This window comes from Kribbella sp. NBC_00359, assembly GCF_036097425.1.
Lineage (GTDB): Bacteria > Actinomycetota > Actinomycetes > Propionibacteriales > Kribbellaceae > Kribbella.
The window spans coordinates 7,378,947-7,399,302 of sequence record NZ_CP107975.1 but is presented as its reverse complement, the minus strand read 5'-3'; the positions used below and the strand labels follow the sequence as shown (position 1 = coordinate 7,399,302).

At 68.2% G+C, this 20,356-nt stretch carries 18 protein-coding genes and 1 pseudogene; 8 read left to right on the top strand and 11 right to left on the bottom strand.

Annotated features, from left to right (window positions below):
- Positions 1 to 120 precede the first annotated feature (120 nt).
- The gene (thrS, locus tag OG876_RS35950) at positions 121 to 1,416 is read left to right on the top strand and encodes a threonine--tRNA ligase (protein WP_328521167.1); all 1,296 of its coding nucleotides are present in this window, start codon (positions 121 to 123) and stop codon (positions 1,414 to 1,416) included.
- Here the strand turns inward: thrS and OG876_RS35945 are convergent.
- The 5 genes from OG876_RS35945 to OG876_RS35925 all read right to left on the bottom strand — a co-directional run bounded on the left by OG876_RS35945 (position 1,358) and on the right by OG876_RS35925 (position 5,946).
- The gene (locus OG876_RS35945) at positions 1,358 to 1,642 is read right to left on the bottom strand and encodes a GlsB/YeaQ/YmgE family stress response membrane protein (RefSeq protein WP_328521166.1); all 285 of its coding nucleotides are present in this window, start codon (positions 1,640 to 1,642) and stop codon (positions 1,358 to 1,360) included. The genes thrS and OG876_RS35945 overlap by 59 nt on opposite strands.
- Before the next feature lie 69 nt (positions 1,643 to 1,711).
- Positions 1,712 to 2,569 (bottom strand): MaoC/PaaZ C-terminal domain-containing protein, encoded by an 858-nt coding sequence (locus OG876_RS35940; protein ID WP_328521165.1) that lies wholly within the window; start codon positions 2,567 to 2,569, stop codon positions 1,712 to 1,714.
- Between the two features lies 1 nt (position 2,570).
- On the bottom strand, positions 2,571 to 3,917 hold the full coding sequence (locus OG876_RS35935; RefSeq protein ID WP_328521164.1) for a 3-oxoacyl-ACP reductase: 1,347 nt from the start codon (positions 3,915 to 3,917) through the stop codon (positions 2,571 to 2,573).
- 8 nt (positions 3,918 to 3,925) lie between these two features.
- Entirely contained in the window at positions 3,926 to 5,203 is a 1,278-nt protein-coding gene (locus tag OG876_RS35930; protein WP_328521163.1) for an acetyl-CoA C-acetyltransferase, read from the bottom strand.
- Complete coding sequence (locus OG876_RS35925) at positions 5,200 to 5,946, bottom strand: TetR/AcrR family transcriptional regulator (RefSeq protein WP_328521162.1); 747 nt, start codon at positions 5,944 to 5,946, stop codon at positions 5,200 to 5,202. The genes OG876_RS35930 and OG876_RS35925 overlap by 4 nt, the downstream gene beginning before the upstream one ends.
- Before the next feature lie 101 nt (positions 5,947 to 6,047).
- On the opposite strand from OG876_RS35925, the gene OG876_RS35920 reads away from it, so the two are divergent.
- Positions 6,048 to 7,364 (top strand): acyl-CoA dehydrogenase family protein, encoded by a 1,317-nt coding sequence (locus OG876_RS35920; RefSeq protein ID WP_328521161.1) that lies wholly within the window; start codon positions 6,048 to 6,050, stop codon positions 7,362 to 7,364.
- A gap of 291 nt (positions 7,365 to 7,655) precedes the next feature.
- Here the strand turns inward: OG876_RS35920 and OG876_RS35915 are convergent.
- The 3 genes and pseudogenes from OG876_RS35915 to nadA form a co-directional block, all read right to left on the bottom strand.
- Positions 7,656 to 7,926 (bottom strand): annotated as a pseudogene (locus OG876_RS35915) (4Fe-4S dicluster domain-containing protein); the annotation flags it as partial.
- A gap of 44 nt (positions 7,927 to 7,970) precedes the next feature.
- Entirely contained in the window at positions 7,971 to 9,482 is a 1,512-nt protein-coding gene (nadB, locus tag OG876_RS35910) for an L-aspartate oxidase (protein ID WP_328521160.1), read from the bottom strand.
- Positions 9,479 to 10,459 (bottom strand): quinolinate synthase NadA, encoded by a 981-nt coding sequence (nadA, locus tag OG876_RS35905; protein WP_328521159.1) that lies wholly within the window; start codon positions 10,457 to 10,459, stop codon positions 9,479 to 9,481. Before nadA ends, nadB begins: the two co-directional genes overlap by 4 nt.
- 70 nt (positions 10,460 to 10,529) lie before the next feature.
- Here nadA and OG876_RS35900 point away from each other — a divergent pair, with 70 nt between their 5' ends.
- A complete protein-coding gene (locus OG876_RS35900) occupies positions 10,530 to 11,234 on the top strand; it encodes an NUDIX hydrolase (protein WP_328521158.1) in 705 nt (234 codons plus the stop codon).
- Positions 11,235 to 11,240: 6 nt separating this feature from the next.
- Here OG876_RS35900 and nadC read toward each other — a convergent pair whose 3' ends face one another.
- Together nadC and OG876_RS35890 are read right to left on the bottom strand one after the other, a co-directional pair.
- Positions 11,241 to 12,128, bottom strand: a complete 888-nt coding sequence (nadC, locus tag OG876_RS35895) for a carboxylating nicotinate-nucleotide diphosphorylase (protein WP_328521157.1) — start codon at positions 12,126 to 12,128, stop codon at positions 11,241 to 11,243.
- 328 nt (positions 12,129 to 12,456) lie between these two features.
- A complete protein-coding gene (locus tag OG876_RS35890) occupies positions 12,457 to 12,810 on the bottom strand; it encodes a winged helix-turn-helix transcriptional regulator (protein WP_328521156.1) in 354 nt (117 codons plus the stop codon).
- 211 nt (positions 12,811 to 13,021) lie between these two features.
- Between OG876_RS35890 and OG876_RS35885 the strand changes: the two genes are divergently transcribed.
- The 3 genes from OG876_RS35885 (at position 13,022) to OG876_RS35875 (ending at position 15,571) form a co-directional block, all read left to right on the top strand.
- Complete coding sequence (locus tag OG876_RS35885) at positions 13,022 to 13,333, top strand: EthD family reductase (RefSeq protein ID WP_328521155.1); 312 nt, start codon at positions 13,022 to 13,024, stop codon at positions 13,331 to 13,333.
- A gap of 502 nt (positions 13,334 to 13,835) precedes the next feature.
- Positions 13,836 to 14,390, top strand: a complete 555-nt coding sequence (locus OG876_RS35880; RefSeq protein WP_328521154.1) for a hypothetical protein — start codon at positions 13,836 to 13,838, stop codon at positions 14,388 to 14,390.
- 242 nt (positions 14,391 to 14,632) lie between these two features.
- On the top strand, positions 14,633 to 15,571 hold the full coding sequence (locus OG876_RS35875; protein ID WP_328521153.1) for an aldo/keto reductase: 939 nt from the start codon (positions 14,633 to 14,635) through the stop codon (positions 15,569 to 15,571).
- On the opposite strand, the gene OG876_RS35870 is transcribed toward OG876_RS35875, so the two are convergent.
- Positions 15,534 to 18,467: a LuxR C-terminal-related transcriptional regulator gene (locus OG876_RS35870; protein ID WP_328521152.1), complete on the bottom strand. Its 2,934-nt coding sequence runs from the start codon at positions 18,465 to 18,467 to the stop codon at positions 15,534 to 15,536. The two genes, OG876_RS35875 and OG876_RS35870, sit on opposite strands and share 38 nt — an antisense overlap.
- A gap of 220 nt (positions 18,468 to 18,687) precedes the next feature.
- Between OG876_RS35870 and OG876_RS35865 the strand changes: the two genes are divergently transcribed.
- Both OG876_RS35865 and OG876_RS35860 read left to right on the top strand, forming a co-directional pair.
- Positions 18,688 to 19,575, top strand: a complete 888-nt coding sequence (locus OG876_RS35865; RefSeq protein ID WP_328521151.1) for an aldo/keto reductase — start codon at positions 18,688 to 18,690, stop codon at positions 19,573 to 19,575.
- A gap of 205 nt (positions 19,576 to 19,780) precedes the next feature.
- Positions 19,781 to 20,281, top strand: a complete 501-nt coding sequence (locus OG876_RS35860; RefSeq protein ID WP_328521150.1) for a DUF2461 family protein — start codon at positions 19,781 to 19,783, stop codon at positions 20,279 to 20,281.
- Positions 20,282 to 20,356 lie beyond the last annotated feature (75 nt).

Here is a 20,356-nt window from a genome sequence, read left to right as displayed (position 1 = left end):
ACGCCGGAGTTCGTCCCGGCGCGCTGACACCTGACTGTCTGACAAAGCCCCGGGGCGAGTGCCCCGGGGCTTTGTCGTGCCTTCCGTGGGTTGCTCGCCCCCAACTCGTGGAGGAACACCATGTACGACCACCGCAAGCTGGGCCGTGAACTCGGCCTGTTCGACTCCGACCCGCTGATCGGCGCGGGCCTGCCCTACTGGCTGCCCGCCGGTGCCGCGATCCGTCGCGCCTTGGAGAGCTACATCGCCGAGGTGGAACGAAGAGCCGGCTACCAGCAGGTCTATTCGCCCGTGCTCGCCAAGCGTGAGCTGTACGAGATCTCGGGTCACTGGGCCAAGTATCACGAGGACATGTACCCGCCGATGGATATGGGCGGTGAGCAACTGGTCCTACGGCCGAGCATCTGTCCACACCACGCGCTCATGTACCGCTCCCGCTCCCACAGCTACCGCGAGCTGCCACTGCGGATCTCCGAGCTCGGCGGCCAGTATCGCGCCGAGCTCTCCGGCGCGATCGGCGGCCTGAGCCGGGTCCGCGCGATGCAACTCAACGACGCGCACATCTTCTGCCGCCTCGACCAGGTCGCCGAGGAGGCCGGGAACGCGCTCGCTCTCATCAACCAGGCCTACAGCGACATGGAGATCAGCCCGTCCCGCTACGTCCTGGCACTGCCCGCCGAAGACGCCGACTTCGACAGCCCGGCCAGCAAGTACGTCGGTGATGCCGCGAGCTGGTCCGACGCCGCGCGACTCCTTCGTGAGGTTCTCGACAACGCCGGCGTGGACTACGAGGACTCGCCCGGGGACGCCGCGTTCTACGGACCGAAGATCGACATCCAGATGGAGGATTCGGCCGGCCGCGAGTTCAGCCTGTCGACCGTGCAGATCGACTTCCATCAGCCGGAGCGGTTCGGCCTCGAGTACGTCGGTGCCGACGGCAACAAGCACCGTCCGGTGATGGTGCACCGCGCGATCGTGGGCAGTATCGAACGCGTGGTCGCGCAGCTGATCGAGGTGCACGGCGGTGCGTTCCCGGCCTGGCTCGCGCCGGTTCAGCTCGTCGTAATCCCGATCTCCGACGACGAGGAGAAGGTCGCCGCCGAAGTCGCCCGGCGCGCGGTGGACCGGGGGTTGCGGGTCGAGGTCGCGCACGCGGACGAAGGCAGTCTCGGTGCCCGGATCCGCGAGAACCGGTTGGCGCCGTACCAGGCCGTCATCGGTGCCCGCGAGGCGGCGGCCGGTCTCATCGCCGTACGCCGACGGGATGGTCAGCAGCTCGACCCGGCTGAGATCGGGCAGGTCCTCGACGACCTCCGCGACGACTGCCAACCTCCCGCACTCCGCTCGGCGGGCGAGGTCAGGCCGGATGCTGTGCGCGCCGTCGCAGGATCCAGGTCGCGATCGGAACCACGATGATCGTCCCGATCAGCGCACTCAGGAGTCCGCCCCAGTCGAAGATGTCGTCGTCACCGATGCCGAGGCCCAGCGTGAAGATCACGTAGCCGAGCAAGGCGCCGAGCAGGCCGAGTCCGATCGAAACCAACCAGGACTTCGGCCCGCTCATGTGCCGGAAGGCGTCACGGGGGACGAGCATCCGGGCCAAGGCGCCGCAGACCAGGCCGAGTAGCAGTGCTCCAATCATGTCCACCCCTCCTATGGTTCGGAGTGTCCTCCACGTTCCAGTCGGAGTCGAGTGGGTGGGCGGATCGGGTCACTGTGCTTGCAGTTGGCCGATCAGGTGGGTGAGCTCGTGCTGTTCGTCGTACAGGGCGAAGTCGGTGGTCTTGCCGGTCTGCTGGTAGCCGAACTGCACCCGCGACGGCAGCAGCAGCGGCTTGCGGAAGTCGACGCGGACGGTGAAGGTGTCCGGCAGCTTCCCGCCGCGCTCGATCGAGGCGAGCGCGGCGGCCTTGGCCCACATGCCGTGCGCGATCTGGCGCGGGAACCCGAACGCCTGAGCGGTCAGCTTGAACAGGTGGATCGGGTTCCGGTCGCCGGACGCGGCGGCGTACCGGCGGCCGAGGTTGCCGCGCAGGTCCCACCACGCGGTCGGGTCCAGCTCGGGGTCCTTCAGCAGGTCGACGTGCGCCGACTCCGTCCCGGACGTGCGACTGAGCAGCGTGGTGAGATCGGTCCACACCAGCTCGCCGTTGACACGCACCTCGCTGACGACGTCGAACACCGTCCCGTTCGGGTGCGGGCGTTCCGGCGTACTGTGCACCCGGATCGCCGGTTCCGCGTGGATCGGGATCGGCTGCCGCTGGCTGATCGTGTTGGACAGGTGCACGATCCCCATCGGCTTGTACGGGAACGAGGGGTCGGACATCAGGTCCAGGTGCAGCGGGAACGCGAGCACATGCGGGTACGTCGCCGGCAGCGCCGGGCCGGCCGGGAACCCGGTGACATCCCGGTACGCCGACAAGTGGTCCTGGTCGATCGCGGAGCGAGGGAGCTCCAGCGTGAGGCCGTCCGCGTCCGGCTCGTAGTCGGCCCGTCGCAGCGTGGCTTTGACCGTCCGCGCGTAGAGCGACCCGAAGCCGGGGGAGTCGTCGTACCGTCGGGTCGGCATGTCAGGCGCCCAGCATGCTCTGGCCGCAGACGCGAACCACGTTGCCGGTCACACCCGCCGACGCCGGGTCGGCGAACCAGGCGATCGTCTCGGCCACGTCGATCGGCAGCCCGCCCTGCTGCAGCGAGTTGATCCGGCGGCCGACCTCGCGAATCGCGAACGGGACCTTCGCGGTCATCTCGGTCTCGATGAAGCCGGGCGCCACCGCGTTGATCCGGATCTGCCGGTCGGTCAGCGTCGGCGCGAGCGCCTGGACCAGGCCGATCACGCCGGCCTTCGAGGTCGCGTAGTTCGTCTGGCCGTTGTTGCCGGCTATGCCCGCGATCGAAGCGACGCCGATGATCGAGCCGCCGTCCCTCAGCTCTCCGGACTCGACCAGATGCTTCGTGATCCGCTCGGGGGCGCGCAGGTTCACGTCGAGGACGGCGTCCCACGCGTCGGTGCGCATGTTGGCCAGCCGCTTGTCCCGGGTGATGCCGGCGTTGTGGACGACGATGTCGAGCCCGCCGTGCTGCTCTTGTGCGTGCGCCCCGATCCGCTGCGGTGCGTCGACCGCGGTCACGTCGAGGAGGAGCTCGGTGCCGCCGATCTTCGAGATCACCTTGCGCAGGGCGTCCGCGTTCTGCGGTACGTCGACGCCGATCACGGTCGCGCCGTCCCGGGCCAGCGTGTTGGCGATCGACGCGCCGATCCCGCGGGCCGCGCCGGTCACCACTGCGACCCGGCCGGCCAGTGGGCGGGCCGAGTCGTTGCTGACCAGTGGTCCGGTCCCGATCCGCGCGACTTGGCCGTCGACGTACGCCGACTTGGGGGAGAGGAAGAAGCGGAGGGTCGAATCCAGCTGCTCGTGCGCGTCCGGGGCGACGTACACGAGATTGACTGTGGCGCCGCGCTTGACCTCCTTGCCGAGCGAGCGGGTGAAGCCCTCCAGTGCGCGCTGTGCGATGTGCTGCTCGGTCGACTGGGCGAGCTCCGGCGTACGGCCGATGACGATCACCCGCCCGGCCGGCGCCAGCTGGCGGATGACGGGGGAGAAGAAGCGCTGCAGGCTGGTGAGCTCGGCCGTCGACGTCGCGCCCGTCGCGTCGAAGACGAGCGCCTTCGGCCGGATCTCGCTCGACGCCACGCCCTCGGTCGCCGTACTGAAGGAGGCTCCGATGTCCCGCAGCAGCGCCTGGATCGCCTTGCCGGTGTCGGTCTCGGAGATCCCGCCGAACACCACCGGCCCGTCGATCACCGGCGAACCCTCGGTCCAGCGCGGCAGCGGTGCCGGGTCGGGCAGACCCAGGTTCTTCACCAGGGTCTGGCCGAGCGGCGTCCGGGTGAAGGTCTGGTAGCGATCCGTCATCTCAGCTCCTACTTCTCGAGGATGGCGACGACACCCTGGCCGCCCGCGGCGCAGATCGAGATCAGGCCCCGGCCGCCGCCGTTCTCGTCCAGTTGCTTGGCCAGCGCGGCCACGATCCGCCCGCCGGTCGCCGCGAACGGGTGGCCCGCGGCGAGCGAGCTGCCGTTCACGTTCAGCTTGTCCCGGTCGATCTCACCGAGCGGCGCGTCCAGGCCGAGCCGCTCCTTGCAGAAGATCGGATCCTCCCATGCCTTCAAGGTGGCGAGCACCTGGGATGCGAACGCCTCGTGGATCTCGTAGTAGTCGAAGTCCTGCAGCGTCAGTCCGGCCCTGGCCAGCATGCGTGGAACGGCGTACGCCGGAGCCATCAGCAATCCCTCGGCGCCCTTCACGTAGTCCACCGCCGCGGTCTGCGAGTGGGTCAGGTAGGCGAGGGGCCTGAGGCTGTGCCTCGTGGCCCACTCATCGGTCGCCAGCAGTACGGTCGACGCACCGTCGGTGAGCGGGGTCGAGTTGCCGGCCGTCATCGTCGCGGTCTCGCCCTTGCCGTACACCGTCTTGAGCGTGGCGAGCTTCTCCAGCGAGGTGTCGGGGCGGAGGTTCTGGTCCTTCTCGAGGCCCAGGTACGGCGTGATCAGGTCCTGCTGGAAGCCGCGGTCGTAGCTCTTGGCGAGGTTGATGTGGGAGCGGTACGCGAGCTCGTCCTGCGCCTCCCGCGTGATGCCCCACTCGAGCGCGGTCAGGGCCGCGTGGTCGCCCATCGACTTCCCGGTCCGCGGCTCGGCGTTGCGCGGGATCTCCGGTACGACGTCCTTCGGACGGACGCGCGCGAGGACCCGGAGGCGATCCGGGTAGGTCTTGGCCCGGTTGAGGTCGAGCAGGATGCTGCGGAGGCGGTCGTTGACCGCGATCGGCGCGTCGGACGCGGTGTCGACACCGCCCGCGATGCCGGCCTCGATCTGGCCGAGGGCGATCTTGTTGGCGACCAGGATGGCCGCCTCCAGACCGGTGCCGCAGGCCTGCTGGATGTCGTACGCCGGGGTCGTCGGGGCGAGCTTCGAGCCGAGGACCACCTCGCGGACCATGTTCCAGTCGCGGGCGTGCTTCAGCACCGCGCCGGCGACCACTTCACCGAGCTCCTGGCCGCCGAGGCCGGTCCGATCGACCAGGCCGTTGAGCGCGGCGGTGAGCATGTCGGAGTTGGAGGCGTGCCGGTAGGTCTTGTCCTGCCGGGCGAACGGAATCCTGTTCCCGGCGACAACGGCCACCTTGCGAGGTTCGGTCACGATGTCTCTCCTGCTCTGGTGGTTCTGCTTCTCGGAGCCCGGCTGCTGTGGTTGAGAGCTTTTCGGCCTACCGCGGTCGCGAGGGTGGCGGTGATCGCGGTCGCCCGGACGGTGGCGATATCGGCATGATGCACGACCGGATGCCCCGGCTGACCGCTCGACACGATCAACCCGACCCTTGCCATGTGCAACGATCCGAGCGTCTGCGTGTACAGGTGGTTGGCCAGGTAGTCGGTGTCTACGTCGTCGAACACACCTGACCGCTGCCCGGCCTTGAGGATCGCCGCGATCCGCTCCAGCGCCGTGGCCATCGCCGTACCGAGCTTCATCATCACCGGCTCGGTGATCTCGCCGAACAGTTCCTCACCGGTCCGGCGGAGCAGGCTCATCGCGCAGTCCGCGAACGCCGGATACTCGAGGCAGAAGTCGACGAAGACCTCACTCAGTGCTTTCAGCCGGTTGAGCGGTGCCTTGCGCGGGTTGTCTGTTGTGGACAGGCGGTCGTCCAGCTCGGCCAGGTAGTCGACCAGGGTGAGCGCGAACAGCTCCTCCTTGCCGGCGAAGTGCCGGTAGATCAGCGCCTTGTTGATGCCGACCCGCTTGGCGATATCGTCGATCTGTGCGTCGATCGTGCCGCGCTCGTCGAACAGCTCCCGGGTCGCCCGGATGATGTCCCGCTCCCGGTCGCGACGACGCTCCGCCGTGGTCCGGCGGCGTCCGATCGCGAGCAGCGCGGAGCTCATGGCTCGATCTTAGCCACACCGGTACCCCCTGGTGCAAACGACGGTTACACTCGTGGGTAACATCAGGCTGTTGAGTCTTCCCCTGCTTCGGAGGATGTTTGATGACCACCCCCAAGGCGACTGTCGCCGCCGACGTGATGGCGCTCGCCGGTGAACTGGGCGCCGAGCGGTCCAAGCCGGGCTGGAGCACGTTCTCGCTCGCTCTGAACGACGAACAGCGCGAGATCCGCGACTGGGCCCACACCTTCGCCGCCGAGGTGATCCGCCCCGCCGCCGCCGAGTGGGACGAGCGCGAGGAGACACCGTGGCCGGTGATCCAGGAGGCCGCGAAGATCGGTCTGTACGGCCTGGACGCGAACGTGAACCTGTTCGTGGATCCGTCCGGGCTGCTGATGCCGCTGGTCCATGAGGAACTGTTCTGGGGTGACGCCGGCATCGGGATGTCGCTCAAGGGCACCGGCCTGGCGTCGTCGGCGATCTTCTCGAACGGTACGCCGGAGCAGTGGAGCCAGTGGATGGGGCGGTGCTACGGCACGCCGGACGACGTGCGTGTTGCGGCCTTCTGCTCGTCGGAGCCTGGCGCGGGTTCGGATGTGTCCGCGATTCGTACGCGGGCGACGTACGACGCTCGGACCGACGAGTGGGTGATCAACGGGCAGAAGGCGTGGGCGACGAACGGCGGGATCGCGGACATCCACGTGGTCGTCGCGACGGTCGATCCGTCTCTCGGGACCAAGGGGCAGGCGGCCTTCGTCGTACCCAAGTCCGAAGTGCGCGGCCTGGAGCAGGGCACGAAGCTGCGCAAGCACGGCCTGCGGGCGTCACACACCGCGGACGTCTTCTTCGACAACGTCCGCATCCCGGCCGAGAATGTGCTGGGCGGCAAGGAGAAGCTCGACGAGCGCCTCGCGCGCGCCCGCTCCAGCGAGGGCCGGCAGGGCCGCAACGCCTCGATGGCCACCTTCGAGATGACCCGCCACATCGTCGGCGCCCAGGCGATCGGCATCGCGCGGGCTGCTTATGAGGTGGCGTTGGATTACGCCAAGAGCCGCGAACAGTTCGGCCGCCCGATCATCGACAACCAGGGCATCGCCTTCAAACTCGCCGACATGGCCATGGAGATCGACGCCGCCCGCCTGCTGGTGTGGCGCGCCGCCAACATGTCCGCCGCCCTGATGCGCGGCGAAACTCCCGACTACAGCCACGGCGAAGGCTCGATGGCAAAGCTCAAGGCCGGCGAGGTCGCCGTCCGCGTCACCGAGGAAGCCATCCAAATCCTCGGCGGCAACGGCTACACCCGCGAATACCCCGTAGAACGCATGCACCGAGACGCCAAGATCTACACCATCTTCGAAGGCACGTCAGAAATCCAGCGCCTAGTAATAGCCCGAGCCATCTCCGGCATGCGCATCAGGTAGTCCGACCCACGCGTGCTACGCAGACGCTCCGGTCGCTCCGCTCCCTCCCGCACCTGCTACGCGCGCTCCCACCCACCCCCGGCTCAGCGCCGGACTTGCCGGCTACCGCCGGCGATCTGCGGGCTGCCGCCCGCGGGTGGCTCGCTCCGCTCGCATGCGACGACCAGGTACTGCGGGCTACAGCGGATCTGGAAGGCGCCAGACAGCGCGTAAGTACTCGCGATCGAGGGTGGCGATGCTGACGAAGGAATCTCCTTGGGACAACTGGCGACGCGCTCGCCGCTGTCGTGCGGCCGCCGTGAACAATATGGCCGAGCCGTTCGGGCAGGCCGCCACGCAGGCGCCACAGCCGATGCAGGCGGCGTTTCTCGAAGGCACGGTCGGCGTCCGGCTTCGGAACGGCGGTGGCGTGTGCGTCGGGCGCGGAGCCTGTCGGCGCGGTGATATGGCCCCCGGACTGGACGATCCGGTCGAAGGCCGAGCGGTCCACCAAGGTGTCCTTGATCACCGGGAAGGCTGCCGCCCGCCACGGCTCTGAGCCGTCGCTCTCGGCCTTCCGATGCCGTCGTCCTCTGCGGCAGTCTGCGAGTGCTGGACGAGCGGAGCTCAGGTTGCGGTCGAGTGGAGAAGCTCACGCACCGCTGGGAGACCGTCCTCGTCGAGACGGATGACAAGGTGCCGGTTCCACCGTTCGTCGGTACGAGGGTGGTCGGAGCGCCAGTGACACCCGCGGCTGTCCTCCCGGGTGATCGCTGCCGCGACGACCGTGCGTGCCACCGTCGCCAGGGGGCCGTCGCCCGCCGACGCGAGCTCGTCGGCGGCGGTCTGCAAGCCGGGGCCGTCGCGGCGGATACCGGCGTGTTCAGTCAGGATCGCCCGGATCCTGTCCGGTTCGCGGTCCTCGCCCAAGGTCAGCCGGCTCGGCTGTCCGTACGACGCCGAGGGAAGGTCGAGGGTAAGAGCCGTGGCGACACGCCGCCCGAACACCAGGCCCTCGAGCAGGCTGTTGGATGCCAGTCTGTTGGCACCGTGGACACCGCCGCCCGCGACCTCGCCCACTGCGTAGAGCCCCGGCACATCGGTGGCACCGTCGCGGTTCGTCCGGATTCCGCCGCAGAGGAAGTGTTCGGCCGGGGCGACCGGAATCGGCTCGCGCAGCATGTCGACGCCGATCCGCCGGCAGGACGCGAGGACGGTCGGGAACCGCCGGCGGATGGTGTCCTCCGGGATCGACCGGGCGTCCAGCCACACGTACTCACACCCGTCGCGCCGCATCGTCGACTCGATCGCCCGGGCGACGATGTCCCGCGGAGCGAGGTCGGCGCGCGGGTGCACGCCGGTCATGATCCGGTGGCCGCGCAGGTCACGGAGTACGGCGCCTTCACCGCGGACGGCCTCGGTGACCAAGGGCAGCTGACCCGTGCTGTCGCCGGTGAAGAGTGCGGTCGGATGGAACTGCACGAACTCCATGTCGACCAGCGACGCCCCGGCCTGCAGCGCCAGGGCGATGCCGTCGCCGCGGACGGTCGACGGATTCGTACTGGCCAGGTAGGCGTTGCCGATCCCGCCGGTGGCCAGCACGACGGCGCGAGCGTCGATCTGGCTGACCTCCGCGGCCTCCTCGACGAGTACGCCGGCGATGTGTCCGGAGCCTGACTTGACCAGGCCGACGGCCCGTCCTGTCACCGTCCGGACACCGGCGAGCTGCACTGCCTGGTGGAGCGCCCGATGAACTTCGGCGCCGCTGGCATCGCCGCCGGCATGGACGACCCGGTGGCGATCGTGGCCACCTTCGAGGGTTCTCGACAGCGAACCGTCGTTGTCGCGGTCGAAACGAGCGCCAAGGGCGATCAGTTCGGCCAGGCGCTGTGGACCTTCCTCGACCAGTGCGCGGACATTGCGCGGGTCGCAGAATCCTGCGCCGGCGATCTCGGTGTCGTGGGCGTGGTCGAGCGGGTCGTCGTCGCCGTACGCGGCAGCGATCCCGCCCTGTGCCCAGGGTGTACTCCCGGAACCGGCACTGACAACGAGTACGTTCCGGGTCGCCGCCAGGCCTAGCGCGGACGACAGGCCGGCCGCACCGCTGCCGATGACGACGACGTCGGCGGATCGTCTCACCGAGCACCACCAGGTGTGCCGATGGCAACCATCCGCTCGACCGACTGCCGGGCACGTTCGGCTACGTCGAGAGGCACCTGGACCTCGTCGCGGCCCTCGCGGAGGCACCGCAGCAGCAGCTCGGGCGTGATCATCTTCATGAAGCGGCACGAGGCCTTCGGGTTCACCGGCCGGAAAGTCGTGTGCTGGTTGACCTTGCGCAACTGATGGAGCATGCCGATCTCCGTCGCGATCAGCGCCGTCTTCGCCGTCATGTCGCGGGCGGCGCCGAGCATCCCGGAGGTGGAGAGGATCCGGGTCCGGTCGGCGGGCAGGTCACCGACGCCGGCGAGCCAGATCGCCGAGGACGCGCAGCCGCACTCCGGGTGCACCAGAACCTCCGCCGCCGGATCGGCCTCCACCTGAGCCCGCAGATCGGCCGCACTGATCCCGGCGTGGACGTGGCATTCACCCATCCAGACGTGGATGTTGTCGCGCCCGGTCTGCCGTCGCACGTGGTTGCCGAGGAACTGGTCGGGCAGGAACAGGATCGGCTGGTCCGGCGGGATCGACTCCACGACGGCCACAGCGTTCGACGACGTGCAGCACACGTCGGCTTCCGCCTTGACCGCAGCGCTGGTGTTGACATAGGCAACCACCGCGGCCCCGGGATGCTCGGCCTTCCAGCTCCGCAGCTGATCGGCGTCGATCGTGTCGGCCAGCGAACATCCGGCCTGGGCCGTGGGGATCAGCACGGTCTTGTCCGGACTGAGCAGCTTCGCGGTCTCGGCCATGAAGTGCACGCCGCAGAAGACGATCGTCGATGCATCGGTGGTGGCGGCGATCCGCGACAGTTCGAGCGAGTCGCCGACGTGATCGGCCACATCCTGGATCGCGGGGTCCTGATAGTTGTGGGCGAGGATGACCGCGTCCCGCTCGCGGGCCAGGCGTCGCACCTCTTCCGGCCAGGTCGTCGCAGTGCTCTGGGCAACGGACATTGCCTGTTTCCTTCCTTCAGCCAGTTTTCGCCTGTTAGGCGATAACTGGTGTGACGGTACCATCGGCAACATGCCCGTGGCCAAGAAAAGTGATCCGGTCAACATCCCCAGCTATCCGCACGAGGTGCTGGCCGTGGTGCTGTCCGTCCGCGACGGCAACCTGTGCGTCCTGCTCTGGAAGCGCGGGCAGAGCCCGTTCCGGTATCGGTGGGCGCTGCCCGGGGGTGGCGTGCGGCCCACGGAACGGCTCCGGGAGGCGATCACCGGTCATCTCGCGGCAAAGGTCGATGTCCGTGATGTCGCCCACTTGGAGCAGTTGGCCACCCACAGTGCGATCGATCGCGATCCGCGGGCGCGGGTCCTCGCGACGGCGTACCTCGGGCTGGTTCCGTCCGACGTGCGGCCGAATCTGCCGGCCGACACGGCCTGGCACCGGGTGGACGAGTTGCCGCGTACGGCGTTCGACCACCACTACTTCATCGACGCCGCCGTTGGGCGACTGCGGGCGAAGCTGTCCTACACGAACATCGGGTTCGCTCTGGCTCCGGCTGAGTTCACCATCGCCGAGTTGCGCGACCTGTTCAGCGCCGCCTTGGGCTATGAGCTCAGCGCGACCAATCTGACCCGGGTTCTGACCCGGCGACAGGTGATCGGCCCGACCGAGCGGACCGCCCGGCCCGGACAGTCCGGCGGGCGCCCCGCCACGGTCTACAAGTTCGTGGCCCGCGAGTTGACGGTGACCGACCCGTTCGCCGTGCTGCGCCCACCCCGATGATCCGGCTCACGGCCGCACAGTGTTCTCCTGATGCTCGAACGGGCTGATCAGCAGGCTGGTGTCGAGCGCCGGCGCCGAGTGCGTCAGTGCGCCGACGGACAGGGCGTCGACTCCGCTGGCGGCGATGTCGGCGACAGTCTTGAGACTTATGGTGCCCGAGGCCTCGAGCCGGCAGCCAGACCCGGATGCGTCACGCTGCTCGACCACTGACCTCATGACGTCGTTGGACATGTTGTCCAGCATGATCCAGTCGACCTGGCAGTCCATTGCCTCGTAGGCTTCGGCCAAGGTGGTGACTTCGACCTCTACGGCCAGGTGCCGGCCGGTCGCAGCCATGCCGTCGCGCACCCTTCGGACGGCCGGGCGGACGCCACCTGCGGCGGCCAGGTGGTTCTCCTTCAGCAGCACCATGGCCTTGAGGTCGAGTCTGTGGTTGGTTCCGCCGCCGCAGGTCACCGCGTACTTGTCGAGAGCCCGGAGACCTGGCGCTGTCTTGCGGGTGTCGAGGAGTTTGACGTCGTGGTTGCCGATGGCGGTCACGAACGCGGAGGTCAGCGTGGCGATGCCCGACATCCGCTGGACGAAGTTCAACGCCGCCCGCTCGCCGGTGATGATCGAGCGCGCCGGTCCGCTGATCCACGCCAGCGCCTGCCCGGGGCGAACCTGGTCGCCGTCGGCGACCGCCGGTCGCACCGTGACGGAAGGGTCGATCGCGACGTACACGCCTTCTACCAGTGGTAGGCCCGCCACTCGTCCTGCCTGCTTCGCGATCATCGCGGCCTCGACGTGCACGTGCGACGGGACGCTCCATTGTGTGGTCACGTCGTTCTCTGCGTGGTCCTCGGACAGTGCGGTGCGGACGGCGGCCCGGATCGTGTCGATCGCCAGGTGCATGAGTTCGTCTTCCTGTTCTCGATTCAGCTAGTTTTCGCTCTATAGGCGATAACTCCTCGCACGCTACCACGGCGAGCAGCAGTTTGCTCATTGGATGGACACCAGACGGCCGCTGGTCACTCTCCATGGGAAGGTGGCGAGGTCAACGCTTCTCCGCCATCGGCAGGTTCTTGGCGAAGGTACGGAACAGGCCGATTGGTGGCTGCCCGGGCGGCAGCATCGCGGCGACTGGGTTGCCCGCCTGCCGTGAGGGGCGGTTCCAATGGAGTTATCCGTGCCTCTCTCAACGCACACTCCGAATGACGTCGGCGCTTCGATATCAGAAGCGCTAGCGGGCGTCTTCGGAACCGGCGGCGGAGAGGGTCGCGGCCCACTCTGCGGACCACCGGGCGAGCGGGCGCAGTGCGCGGTGGGCGCCGTGGCCCAGCTCGGTGAGGGCGTAGGTGGTGTCCGGATGCTGTTCGACAACGGCGGCGTCGAGCAGCTCGGTCAGCCGTTGCCGCAGCACGCTGGAGGACATGTTGTCGCAGCGCTCCTGCAACGCACGGAACCCGACCGGCCCGTCTCGCAGTTCCCAGACGATCCGCAGGTTCCACCTACGGCCGAACAGGTCGAGAGCGGCCATCAGCGGCCGGCCGGTGCTCGACCCTCGGACTGCCCGTCCCGGCCTGGGTGTCGCCATCCGTCGTTCCGTCCCCTCTTGCGGCTTCGATATCCGACACACTATCGTGCGCCTTGACGATTCGATTTCCGAAGCGCTTTGGGAGCGGCTTCGTGAGGCGATCACGACCAGGTTGTGCAACCGACTGGGTATCAAGGTGGTGGTGCCGCTATGGCGCCGTCCCGAGATCTCCGGGGATGTTGTGGTCGCTCGCCGCTGAATGGAGGTTGTTATGCACAAGCTGATGGTCCTGTATCCCGAGCCCGCCGATCCCGACCACTTCCGCGACTACTACGTGAGCAAGCACCTCCCGCTGGTCACGCGCATGCCCGGCTTGCTCGCGTGGCGTTACAGCTTCGAGGTGGCAGCGGCGCCGGGACAGACGCCGTACTTCGCGGTCTTCGAGGCCGAGTTCGCTGACGCTGCGGCAATGACCGCGGCGAGGTCGTCTCCGCAGGGCCGGCAGGTGGCTGCCGATGTCGTCAACTACGCCACCGGTGGTGCGGTCGTCATCCACTTTCCGGTGCAGAACGGCACCCTCTGAGCCTCGCGAGAGATGGTGCGTCAACGGGCCGAGAGGGTCCCGGAGGCGTCTCTTGTCGGGCTGCAGCCTGACGAGTCAACCAGAGCGCCGGAGCCCGAGCCACTCATGGAACGGCCGCGGGTCCGGTTGACAGACGAAGAGGTGACACGCGCGAAGGAGTTGATGCCGACCGGCGCCGCGCACCCACGCCCCCGGAGTCCGAGACAGGACGGGCGTTCACTGAGTTCATGGACCTCCTGTTTCGCTGCAGAGGACCGCGGCGCCACGGCGTACACCATGGCTCAGCAGTTGGGAGTGACGACAGCGGCGGTTGGATGAGCGGTCCTCTGCGGTGGGCCTGACGTCGGGGGAGTGCGGTCGGGTAAGGGGTGTTGACCCCGCGCCGCTGGTCCGCGCTCTTACGTCGCGGGCTGGCGATGTCAACCCGTTCTGGCCCCACTGTGAGGGCTTGGTTCGGCCCCGGTGAGCGGATGTCCGTTGCTCGTCGGGCAAGCTTGTTGTCGTGATCAGCTCGCTGACCTTGATGCCCGGGACACGTGCCGACGGTGCAGTGTCGCCCGGTGGTCAGCGAACTGAACGGCGCTTTCTGGAGTTCGTCGTGGACGGCCAACGGCTCGGCCAGATCCTCGGGCCGTTCCTCGCCGATGACGACGCGACCGATGAGGATGGCGACGCGACCGATGAGTACGTGCCCGTCCTTGTCACCGATTGGCCGGTAGGCATCGCATTGGAGGACCTCGATCGGCTGCTGGGCGCAGACGCGCCGCCGTCGTTGGGTGGGCGGACCGCCTTGTATATGTGTGCCGAATGCGGTGATCTTGGCTGCGGCGCGGTGACGGCTGTCGTCGAAGTGGATGATGACAAGGTCGTGTGGCGCGACTTCGGTTATCAGAACGACTACGAGCCCTTCGACCAGGAAGCCGTCTTCGCCGGCGTCGGGCCGTTCACGTTCGACCGCGATGCGTATTCGGTTGTCCTGGCGCATTTCCGCTCAGTCGTTAGTGGGATCCCGCGAGGGCCGGGCGACGTCGGCGAGCCCCAGTCAGCCGATAGTTGACCGTGCCGGTTTCGATGGTCTGTCCGGCGAATGTCACGCGGTCGACGATGGCGGCGCGGAGCCGGGGATTGAGGTCGAGTGGAGGACGTCCGCCCATCAGCGACTCGATGGGAGGGCGGTCACTCCAGCGGCTGAAGGCCGGCGCATGTCTCCTGCCACGCTGCGCCCGCTCGGCTGTAGAGAACGCAGCTCGGGTACTCGCTGCTTGACGTGGAGTGGGCTCCAGCGACGAGGCTGGAGCCATGAACACACCCACGATGGCCCTCGGGACGATGTACTTCGGCACCAGAGTGGACGAACGGACCGCTTTCTCGATCCTCGACCGGTACGCCGAACTGGGCGGAGCCTTGGTCGACACCTCGGACAACTACAGCTTCTGGACCTCCGAGACCGGCTTCGGCGGCCAGAGTGAGGCGCTGCTGGGCCGCTGGCTGGCGTCGAACTCCGGGGTCCGCGTCCGCCTCAGTACCAAGGTCGGCGCACAGCCCACGCGGGTCGGCGGGTTCCCCGACCACCTCGAAGGGCTGAGCGAGAACGTCGTGCGCGGAGCCATGGCGAAGAGCTTGGAGCGGCTGGGCGTGGACGGTGTGGACCTGTACTGGGCGCACGTCGAAGACCCGACCGTTCCGGCCGAGGAACTGGTCGAGACGTTCGGCGGCCTGGTCCGTGACGGCCTGACCGCTCGCTGGGGCGTGTCGAACCACCCGTCCTGGCTGCTCGAGCGGATCCGGGCCACCGCCGAACGCGCCGGCCACCCGCAACCAGCCGCGTACCAGGAGCGCTACTCCTACCTTCAGCCCGCCGGCGGCATGGCCGTGGAGGGCCAGCCGATCCCGCTGGGAATGCTGTCGCCGGACGGCCTGGACTTCCTGCGGCGCAACCCGTCGTTCGACGGCTGGGTCTACACCGCCACCCTCCAGGGCCGATACGACCGCAACGACCGCCCGCTCGAGACCGAGTACCGCCACCCCGGCACCGAACGACGGCTGGCGGCGCTGACCCGTGTCGCCACTGCGCGCGGACTCCGACCGGGCCAGGTGGTGCTCGCGTGGCTGGCCTCCGGGAACCCGGCGCTGACCCCGATCGTCGGAGCCAGCAGCGTCGAACAGGTCGAGCAGGCCGTAGTCGGCGCGTCCACCATCCTCACCGAGGATGAACTCGCGGCGCTGGACGGCGCATAGGCGACGACGCGCGCACAGCCCCAATGCCGGAGGGAGTCAGGACGTCGCACCCCCGTCCGGCGGAGTTCCGGCCCACGCGTGCTACGCAGGCGCTTGCTTCGTCGCTCCGCTCCTCAACGCGCCTGCTGCGCCCGCTCCCACCCACCACCGGCTTGTCGCCGGTGCATTCCTGCCGGCTACTGCCGGCGACGTGCGCGCTGCCGTGCGCGGTCGACAGGGTTGGCGTTCTCGCAGATGAACTGTGGTGACGCTGACCGGGACGTTTCTCCCACGCATCCTGCGGTCGATGACCCTGCACGGTCCTGAACACCCACCCGGCTCGGCCACGGGCGGCCGACAGTAGCCGCAGTTCTCGGGCGCGCCGTACGGCCGAGGAGCGATCCTGGGCCTGGAGGTTGGCGTAGATGTTGCGGATGTGCGTGTTGACCGTGTTCACCGAGATGGACAGCTCGCCGGCGATCTCCGGTCTGGATAGGTTGGTCGGGAGATACCGCAGCACCCTGAGCTCGCTCGGGCTGAGCTCCTCCACCGGCGGCGATGAGGGCTGGTCTTTGGCTCGCAGGGATGAGCCATGCAGGAGGTCGAGGATATCGGCGCGCAGTGCGGCGTGAGCCGTCTCGGGCCGCGGCAGCGCCTCCAGTAGCTCCAGTGAGCCAGTCATCGCGAACGGCAGGACCAGCCGGTCGGGCTCGGCGAGGCCGAGAGCGCGTTCGGCAGCGTCGTTCGCGGCACGCTGGTCACCGAGCTCCCGGTGGGCGAGCCCGGCCAGTAGATGGGTCTCGACGATTGTGGCGTCACCAATGACCGGTGCTCTGTCGTCCAGAATCTGCTGTACTGCGGCGAGAGCGGCCGTCGGATCGCCTTCCGCGAGGCAGATCACCGCGTGGGCATTAGCGATTTCGCCCGAATTGGCCCGCTCGGCGTCAAGGGCCACGAGGGAAGCGCGGGCCTCACCGGGCAGCCCGATGCGGGCCTGGGTGGCCAGCCTCCAGCCGGTCACCCGGCTCGCCAGGGCGTGCGATGCCTCTAGCTGTGATTGCAGGTGTTCGGCCGCGCTGAACTCCTCGAGCGCCTCGTGGCGCCGGCCGCGGGCGGCCTGCAGCATGCCGCTGACGATGTGGACCAGCAGCTTGCCGCCCGGCCCGGCATCTCGCTCCAGGGCCGTTACGCTGCGCTGCAGCCATCGCTCACCTTCGTCAAACTCACCCGTAAAGACCAGGCTGCCGGCCAGCGTGACGAGCGCGGGCGCGACGACGGGCTCCGCACCCCAGACGTACCGCTCAGCGAGCGCTATCGCCTCCTGGCAACGCTGCCGGTTGGTGGCGAACGGGCGGCCCCTCGACGCGAAACCAAGCTGCGCCAGGCAGCCGACCTCGAGATAGGGCCGGCCGATTCTCCGGGCCAGGTCGGCGCCCTCCCGGAGGTGGCGCTCGGCATCTTCAAGGCCGAACGCCCATGCCTCGACGATGCCCAGGTTGTACAGCGCCACGGCTCGGAGGTCGTTGCTGAGTGCGATGTCCTGGCCAGTTTGTCCGGTTACCGGGGAAGCGAGGAATCGGACCTGCCAGATGACGTCGGTCAGGTGACCACGCCGCCGGGCCAACGACAGCTTCTGCGACGCGATCGCAACTCGAAGGCGGTGCCGGCGATCCGGCGGTCCCGCGTCGGCGTACTTCTCGGCGATCGCCAAGTGGGCGGCGGCCTCATCGAGGCGTCCGTCGACCAGGTCGCTCCCTGCGCGCACCAAGGCCAGCTCGTGGTGATCCTCGCCCGGTGGGAAGGCGCGCACCAGCGCCTGCATGGTCTGCGCCTGCCCGTCGAGCGTCAGGCTGAACGAATGGTCAGCGAGCATCCGGGCCGCATCGGCCCAGTCGCCGGCCGCTTGCAAGTGCCGGATGGCGTCGACCACCTGGCCCTGCCGGGCGAACCATTCGGCGGCGCGTCGGTGCAGCTTCGGTAGTTCCGCAGGCAGCGTCCGTCGCAGTTCCAGCCGGAGCAGATCTCCGAAGAGGTGGTGGTAGCGGAACCACGTCCGTTCGGGGTCGAGCGAGATAACGAACGCGTTCGCGTCCTCGAGTTCCAGCAGGGTCCGTTCCGAGCCGGGGCGGCCGGTCAGCAGGTCTGCCAGTTCACCGTTGACCCGATCGAGCACCGACGTACGCAGCAGCAGGTCCTGGACGTCGTCGGGCTGGCATTCCAGCATCTCCCCGATCAGGTACTCCGAGACGGTGCGGTCGCTGCCGGAGAACTCCACGACGAAACGCTCCGGGTCGGGGTGGCCGGCCAATGAGATCGCCGCCATCCGCAGGCCCGCGACCCAGCCCTCCGTCCGCTGGTACAGCAGCGCTGCTCCCGTATCAGACAACGAGATCCCCGAAGCATTCAGAAGCTCCCGCGTTTCGCGCTCGGAGAAGCGCAGATCCGCCGCCCGGATCTCGGCCAGCTCGCCTGCCAGGCGCAGCCGATGGAGACGCAGCCGCAGATCGCGGCGCGTAGCGAGCACTGCCCGTACCTCGTCGGGAAGGTTTGTCAGCAACCGGGTGAGCTGAGCGAGCGCATCCGGCGAGTTCAGCTCGTGCAGATCGTCGATCACCAGGATGACGCGACCGGGTTGGCCGCCGAGCTCCGACAGCACTCGGTCGGTCATCGCCGGCCCATTGAACTCCGGTGTCGCTGCCGGCGCGTCCGCGCCGCTGGTTGTGCCGAGAGCTTCACGGACCGCGCCGAGCAGGGCAAGCCAAAACTGCTGGGCATCGTGCTGGTCGCGTTGCACCTGGACGAATGCGACCCGGTGGGGCTGGCCTGGACGATCAGCCCAGGCGCGCAGTAGCGACGTCTTCCCGCCGCCGGCGGGAGCCGAGATGGTCGTCACCTTCTTCGCCGCCGCGCGATCCAATGCGGCGAGAAGATCGCCCCGGTCGACCAGCCGGGAAACTGCTTGATCCACCGTCGGCCTGCCTAGGTACCTGCGTCCGACGCGTGCCGTCGGCGACCACAGTCCTCTCGCTACCAGGCCCGCGCAGGTCCTGTCAACGGCGCGAAATCGGTGCCACGGTCGCGCTGATCGCCAGGATCTGGTGAGCGCTGTTCACCTGGTTGGGGCAAGTATCGAAGGCATGATCACAGAATTTGTTCTCAACAACGGAGTCTCGATGCCCGCACTCGGCCTGGGTGTCTTCCAGAGTCCGCCGGAAGAGACCGCGGAGGCGGTCCAAACCGCGCTCAAGGTCGGCTATCGGCACATCGACACGGCGGCCGTGTACGGCAACGAGCGCCAGGTCGGCGAGGGTATCCGCCGCTCCGGTCTCGACCGTTCCCAGGTGTTCATCGAAACCAAGGTGTGGGTCAGCGACTATGGCTACGACGAGACCCTCCACGCCTTCGACAAGGCGGCCCGCAAGCTGGGCGTCGACCAGCTCGACCTGCTCATCCTCCACCAGCCGGCGCCCGACCGGTTCGACAAGACTGTTGCGGCCTACAGGGCGCTCGAAACTCTGCTGGCCGACGGGAAGGTCCGAGCGATCGGCGTCAGCAACTTCAAGCGTCACCACCTGGACGATCTGCTCGGGCGTACTGGCGTCGTCCCGGCGGTGAATCAGGTCGAGCTGCACCCCTACTTCGCCCAGATTGACGTTCGGGCCGCCGATGCCGAACAGGGCATCCTCACTCAGGCCTGGTCACCCATCGGCGGCATCACGTTCTACCCGGGCTACGGCGAGGGCCGCAAGAACGTTCTCGACGACCCGACCATCGCCGCGATCGCGGCCGAGCACACCAAGAGTCCCGCCCAGGTGGTGCTGCGCTGGCACCTTCAAGAGGGCCGCTCGGCGATCCCGAAGTCGACCAATCCGGTCCGTATCGCGGAGAACTTCGACGTCTTCGACTTCGAACTGACCGAGGAGCAGATGGCGACCATCGACGCGCTCGACACCGGAGTCCGCAGCGGACCCGACCCCGACATTCCTCGCCCCGAGGTGTTCGACTGGGTGATTCCCGAGGACTGACCCGGATTGCTCTGGCAGCGGGCGTCACGCGCTAGGCCGTGCGGATGGGCTCGCTAAGCTGCGTGACGTGACTGGGGCTTTCGAGGGTTGGCCGAGGTCTGCTTTCGATGTGTTGCTGGAGCTTGATGGTGATCCTCCGGCGGAGGTGCGGCGGCGATGTCGGCGGGATCGGGAAGACCTGGTTCGCCGGCCGATGGTCGAGCTGATGAATGCGGTGGCTGACGCGGATCCGGAGTACGAGGACTTCGCGGTCTGGGGCTATGGGGATGTGCTGGTGCAAGCGTGGCAGCGGCAGCACGCGATCGTCCGGCTGGCTCGGAACATCGAACTGGGGGTCCGGTTCGATCTGGACGGGCTGGAGGTTGGCGTGGCGTGGTGGTACGGGCCGTCGGTGCAGATCGAGCGGTACCGCGCCGCGGTGGCGGATCGGGGTTCCGGGCCGCGCTTGGTTGCCATCATCCGGAGTCTCGAGCGGGACGGTTTCGTGATCACGGGCGACCTGCTGAAGCGACCACTGCGCGGCCATCCTGCCGACCACCCGCGAGCGAAGCTAATGCGACACAGGTCGGTCATCGCAACCCGACCCCTCGGCTGCGAGGAATGGATTCACACCCCCGCCGCGGCAGATCACGTACTCGCCGCCTTCTCCCAGCTACGCCCGCTGGCCCGCTGGCTCGTCAAGAATGTGTCCGGACCGCGACCGTGACGCGGCGTGCCGGCTCGAGTCATGGTCGCAGGTGACGTCGCGATGGTCCGCCACACACCGCCCATGGAGCGCTCA

Bases quoted from the DNA above. Each gene is read 5' to 3' on its own strand.
- OG876_RS35945 (WP_328521166.1), bottom strand. From the start codon at position 1,642: ATGATTGGAGCACTGCTACTCGGCCTGGTCTGCGGCGCCTTGGCCCGG.
- OG876_RS35925 (WP_328521162.1), bottom strand. From the start codon at position 5,946: ATGAGCTCCGCGCTGCTCGCGATCGGACGCCGCCGGACCACGGCGGAG.
- OG876_RS35875 (WP_328521153.1), top strand. From the start codon at position 14,633: ATGAACACACCCACGATGGCCCTCGGGACGATGTACTTCGGCACCAGA.
- nadA (WP_328521159.1), bottom strand. From the start codon at position 10,459: ATGTCCGTTGCCCAGAGCACTGCGACGACCTGGCCGGAAGAGGTGCGA.
- OG876_RS35940 (WP_328521165.1), bottom strand. From the start codon at position 2,569: ATGCCGACCCGACGGTACGACGACTCCCCCGGCTTCGGGTCGCTCTAC.
- OG876_RS35900 (WP_328521158.1), top strand. From the start codon at position 10,530: ATGCCCGTGGCCAAGAAAAGTGATCCGGTCAACATCCCCAGCTATCCG.
- OG876_RS35935 (WP_328521164.1), bottom strand. From the start codon at position 3,917: ATGACGGATCGCTACCAGACCTTCACCCGGACGCCGCTCGGCCAGACC.
- OG876_RS35865 (WP_328521151.1), top strand. From the start codon at position 18,688: ATGATCACAGAATTTGTTCTCAACAACGGAGTCTCGATGCCCGCACTC.
- OG876_RS35920 (WP_328521161.1), top strand. From the start codon at position 6,048: ATGACCACCCCCAAGGCGACTGTCGCCGCCGACGTGATGGCGCTCGCC.
- nadC (WP_328521157.1), bottom strand. From the start codon at position 12,128: ATGCACCTGGCGATCGACACGATCCGGGCCGCCGTCCGCACCGCACTG.
- OG876_RS35860 (WP_328521150.1), top strand. From the start codon at position 19,781: ATGAATGCGGTGGCTGACGCGGATCCGGAGTACGAGGACTTCGCGGTC.
- OG876_RS35885 (WP_328521155.1), top strand. From the start codon at position 13,022: ATGCACAAGCTGATGGTCCTGTATCCCGAGCCCGCCGATCCCGACCAC.
- thrS (WP_328521167.1), top strand. From the start codon at position 121: ATGTACGACCACCGCAAGCTGGGCCGTGAACTCGGCCTGTTCGACTCC.
- OG876_RS35890 (WP_328521156.1), bottom strand. From the start codon at position 12,810: ATGGCGACACCCAGGCCGGGACGGGCAGTCCGAGGGTCGAGCACCGGC.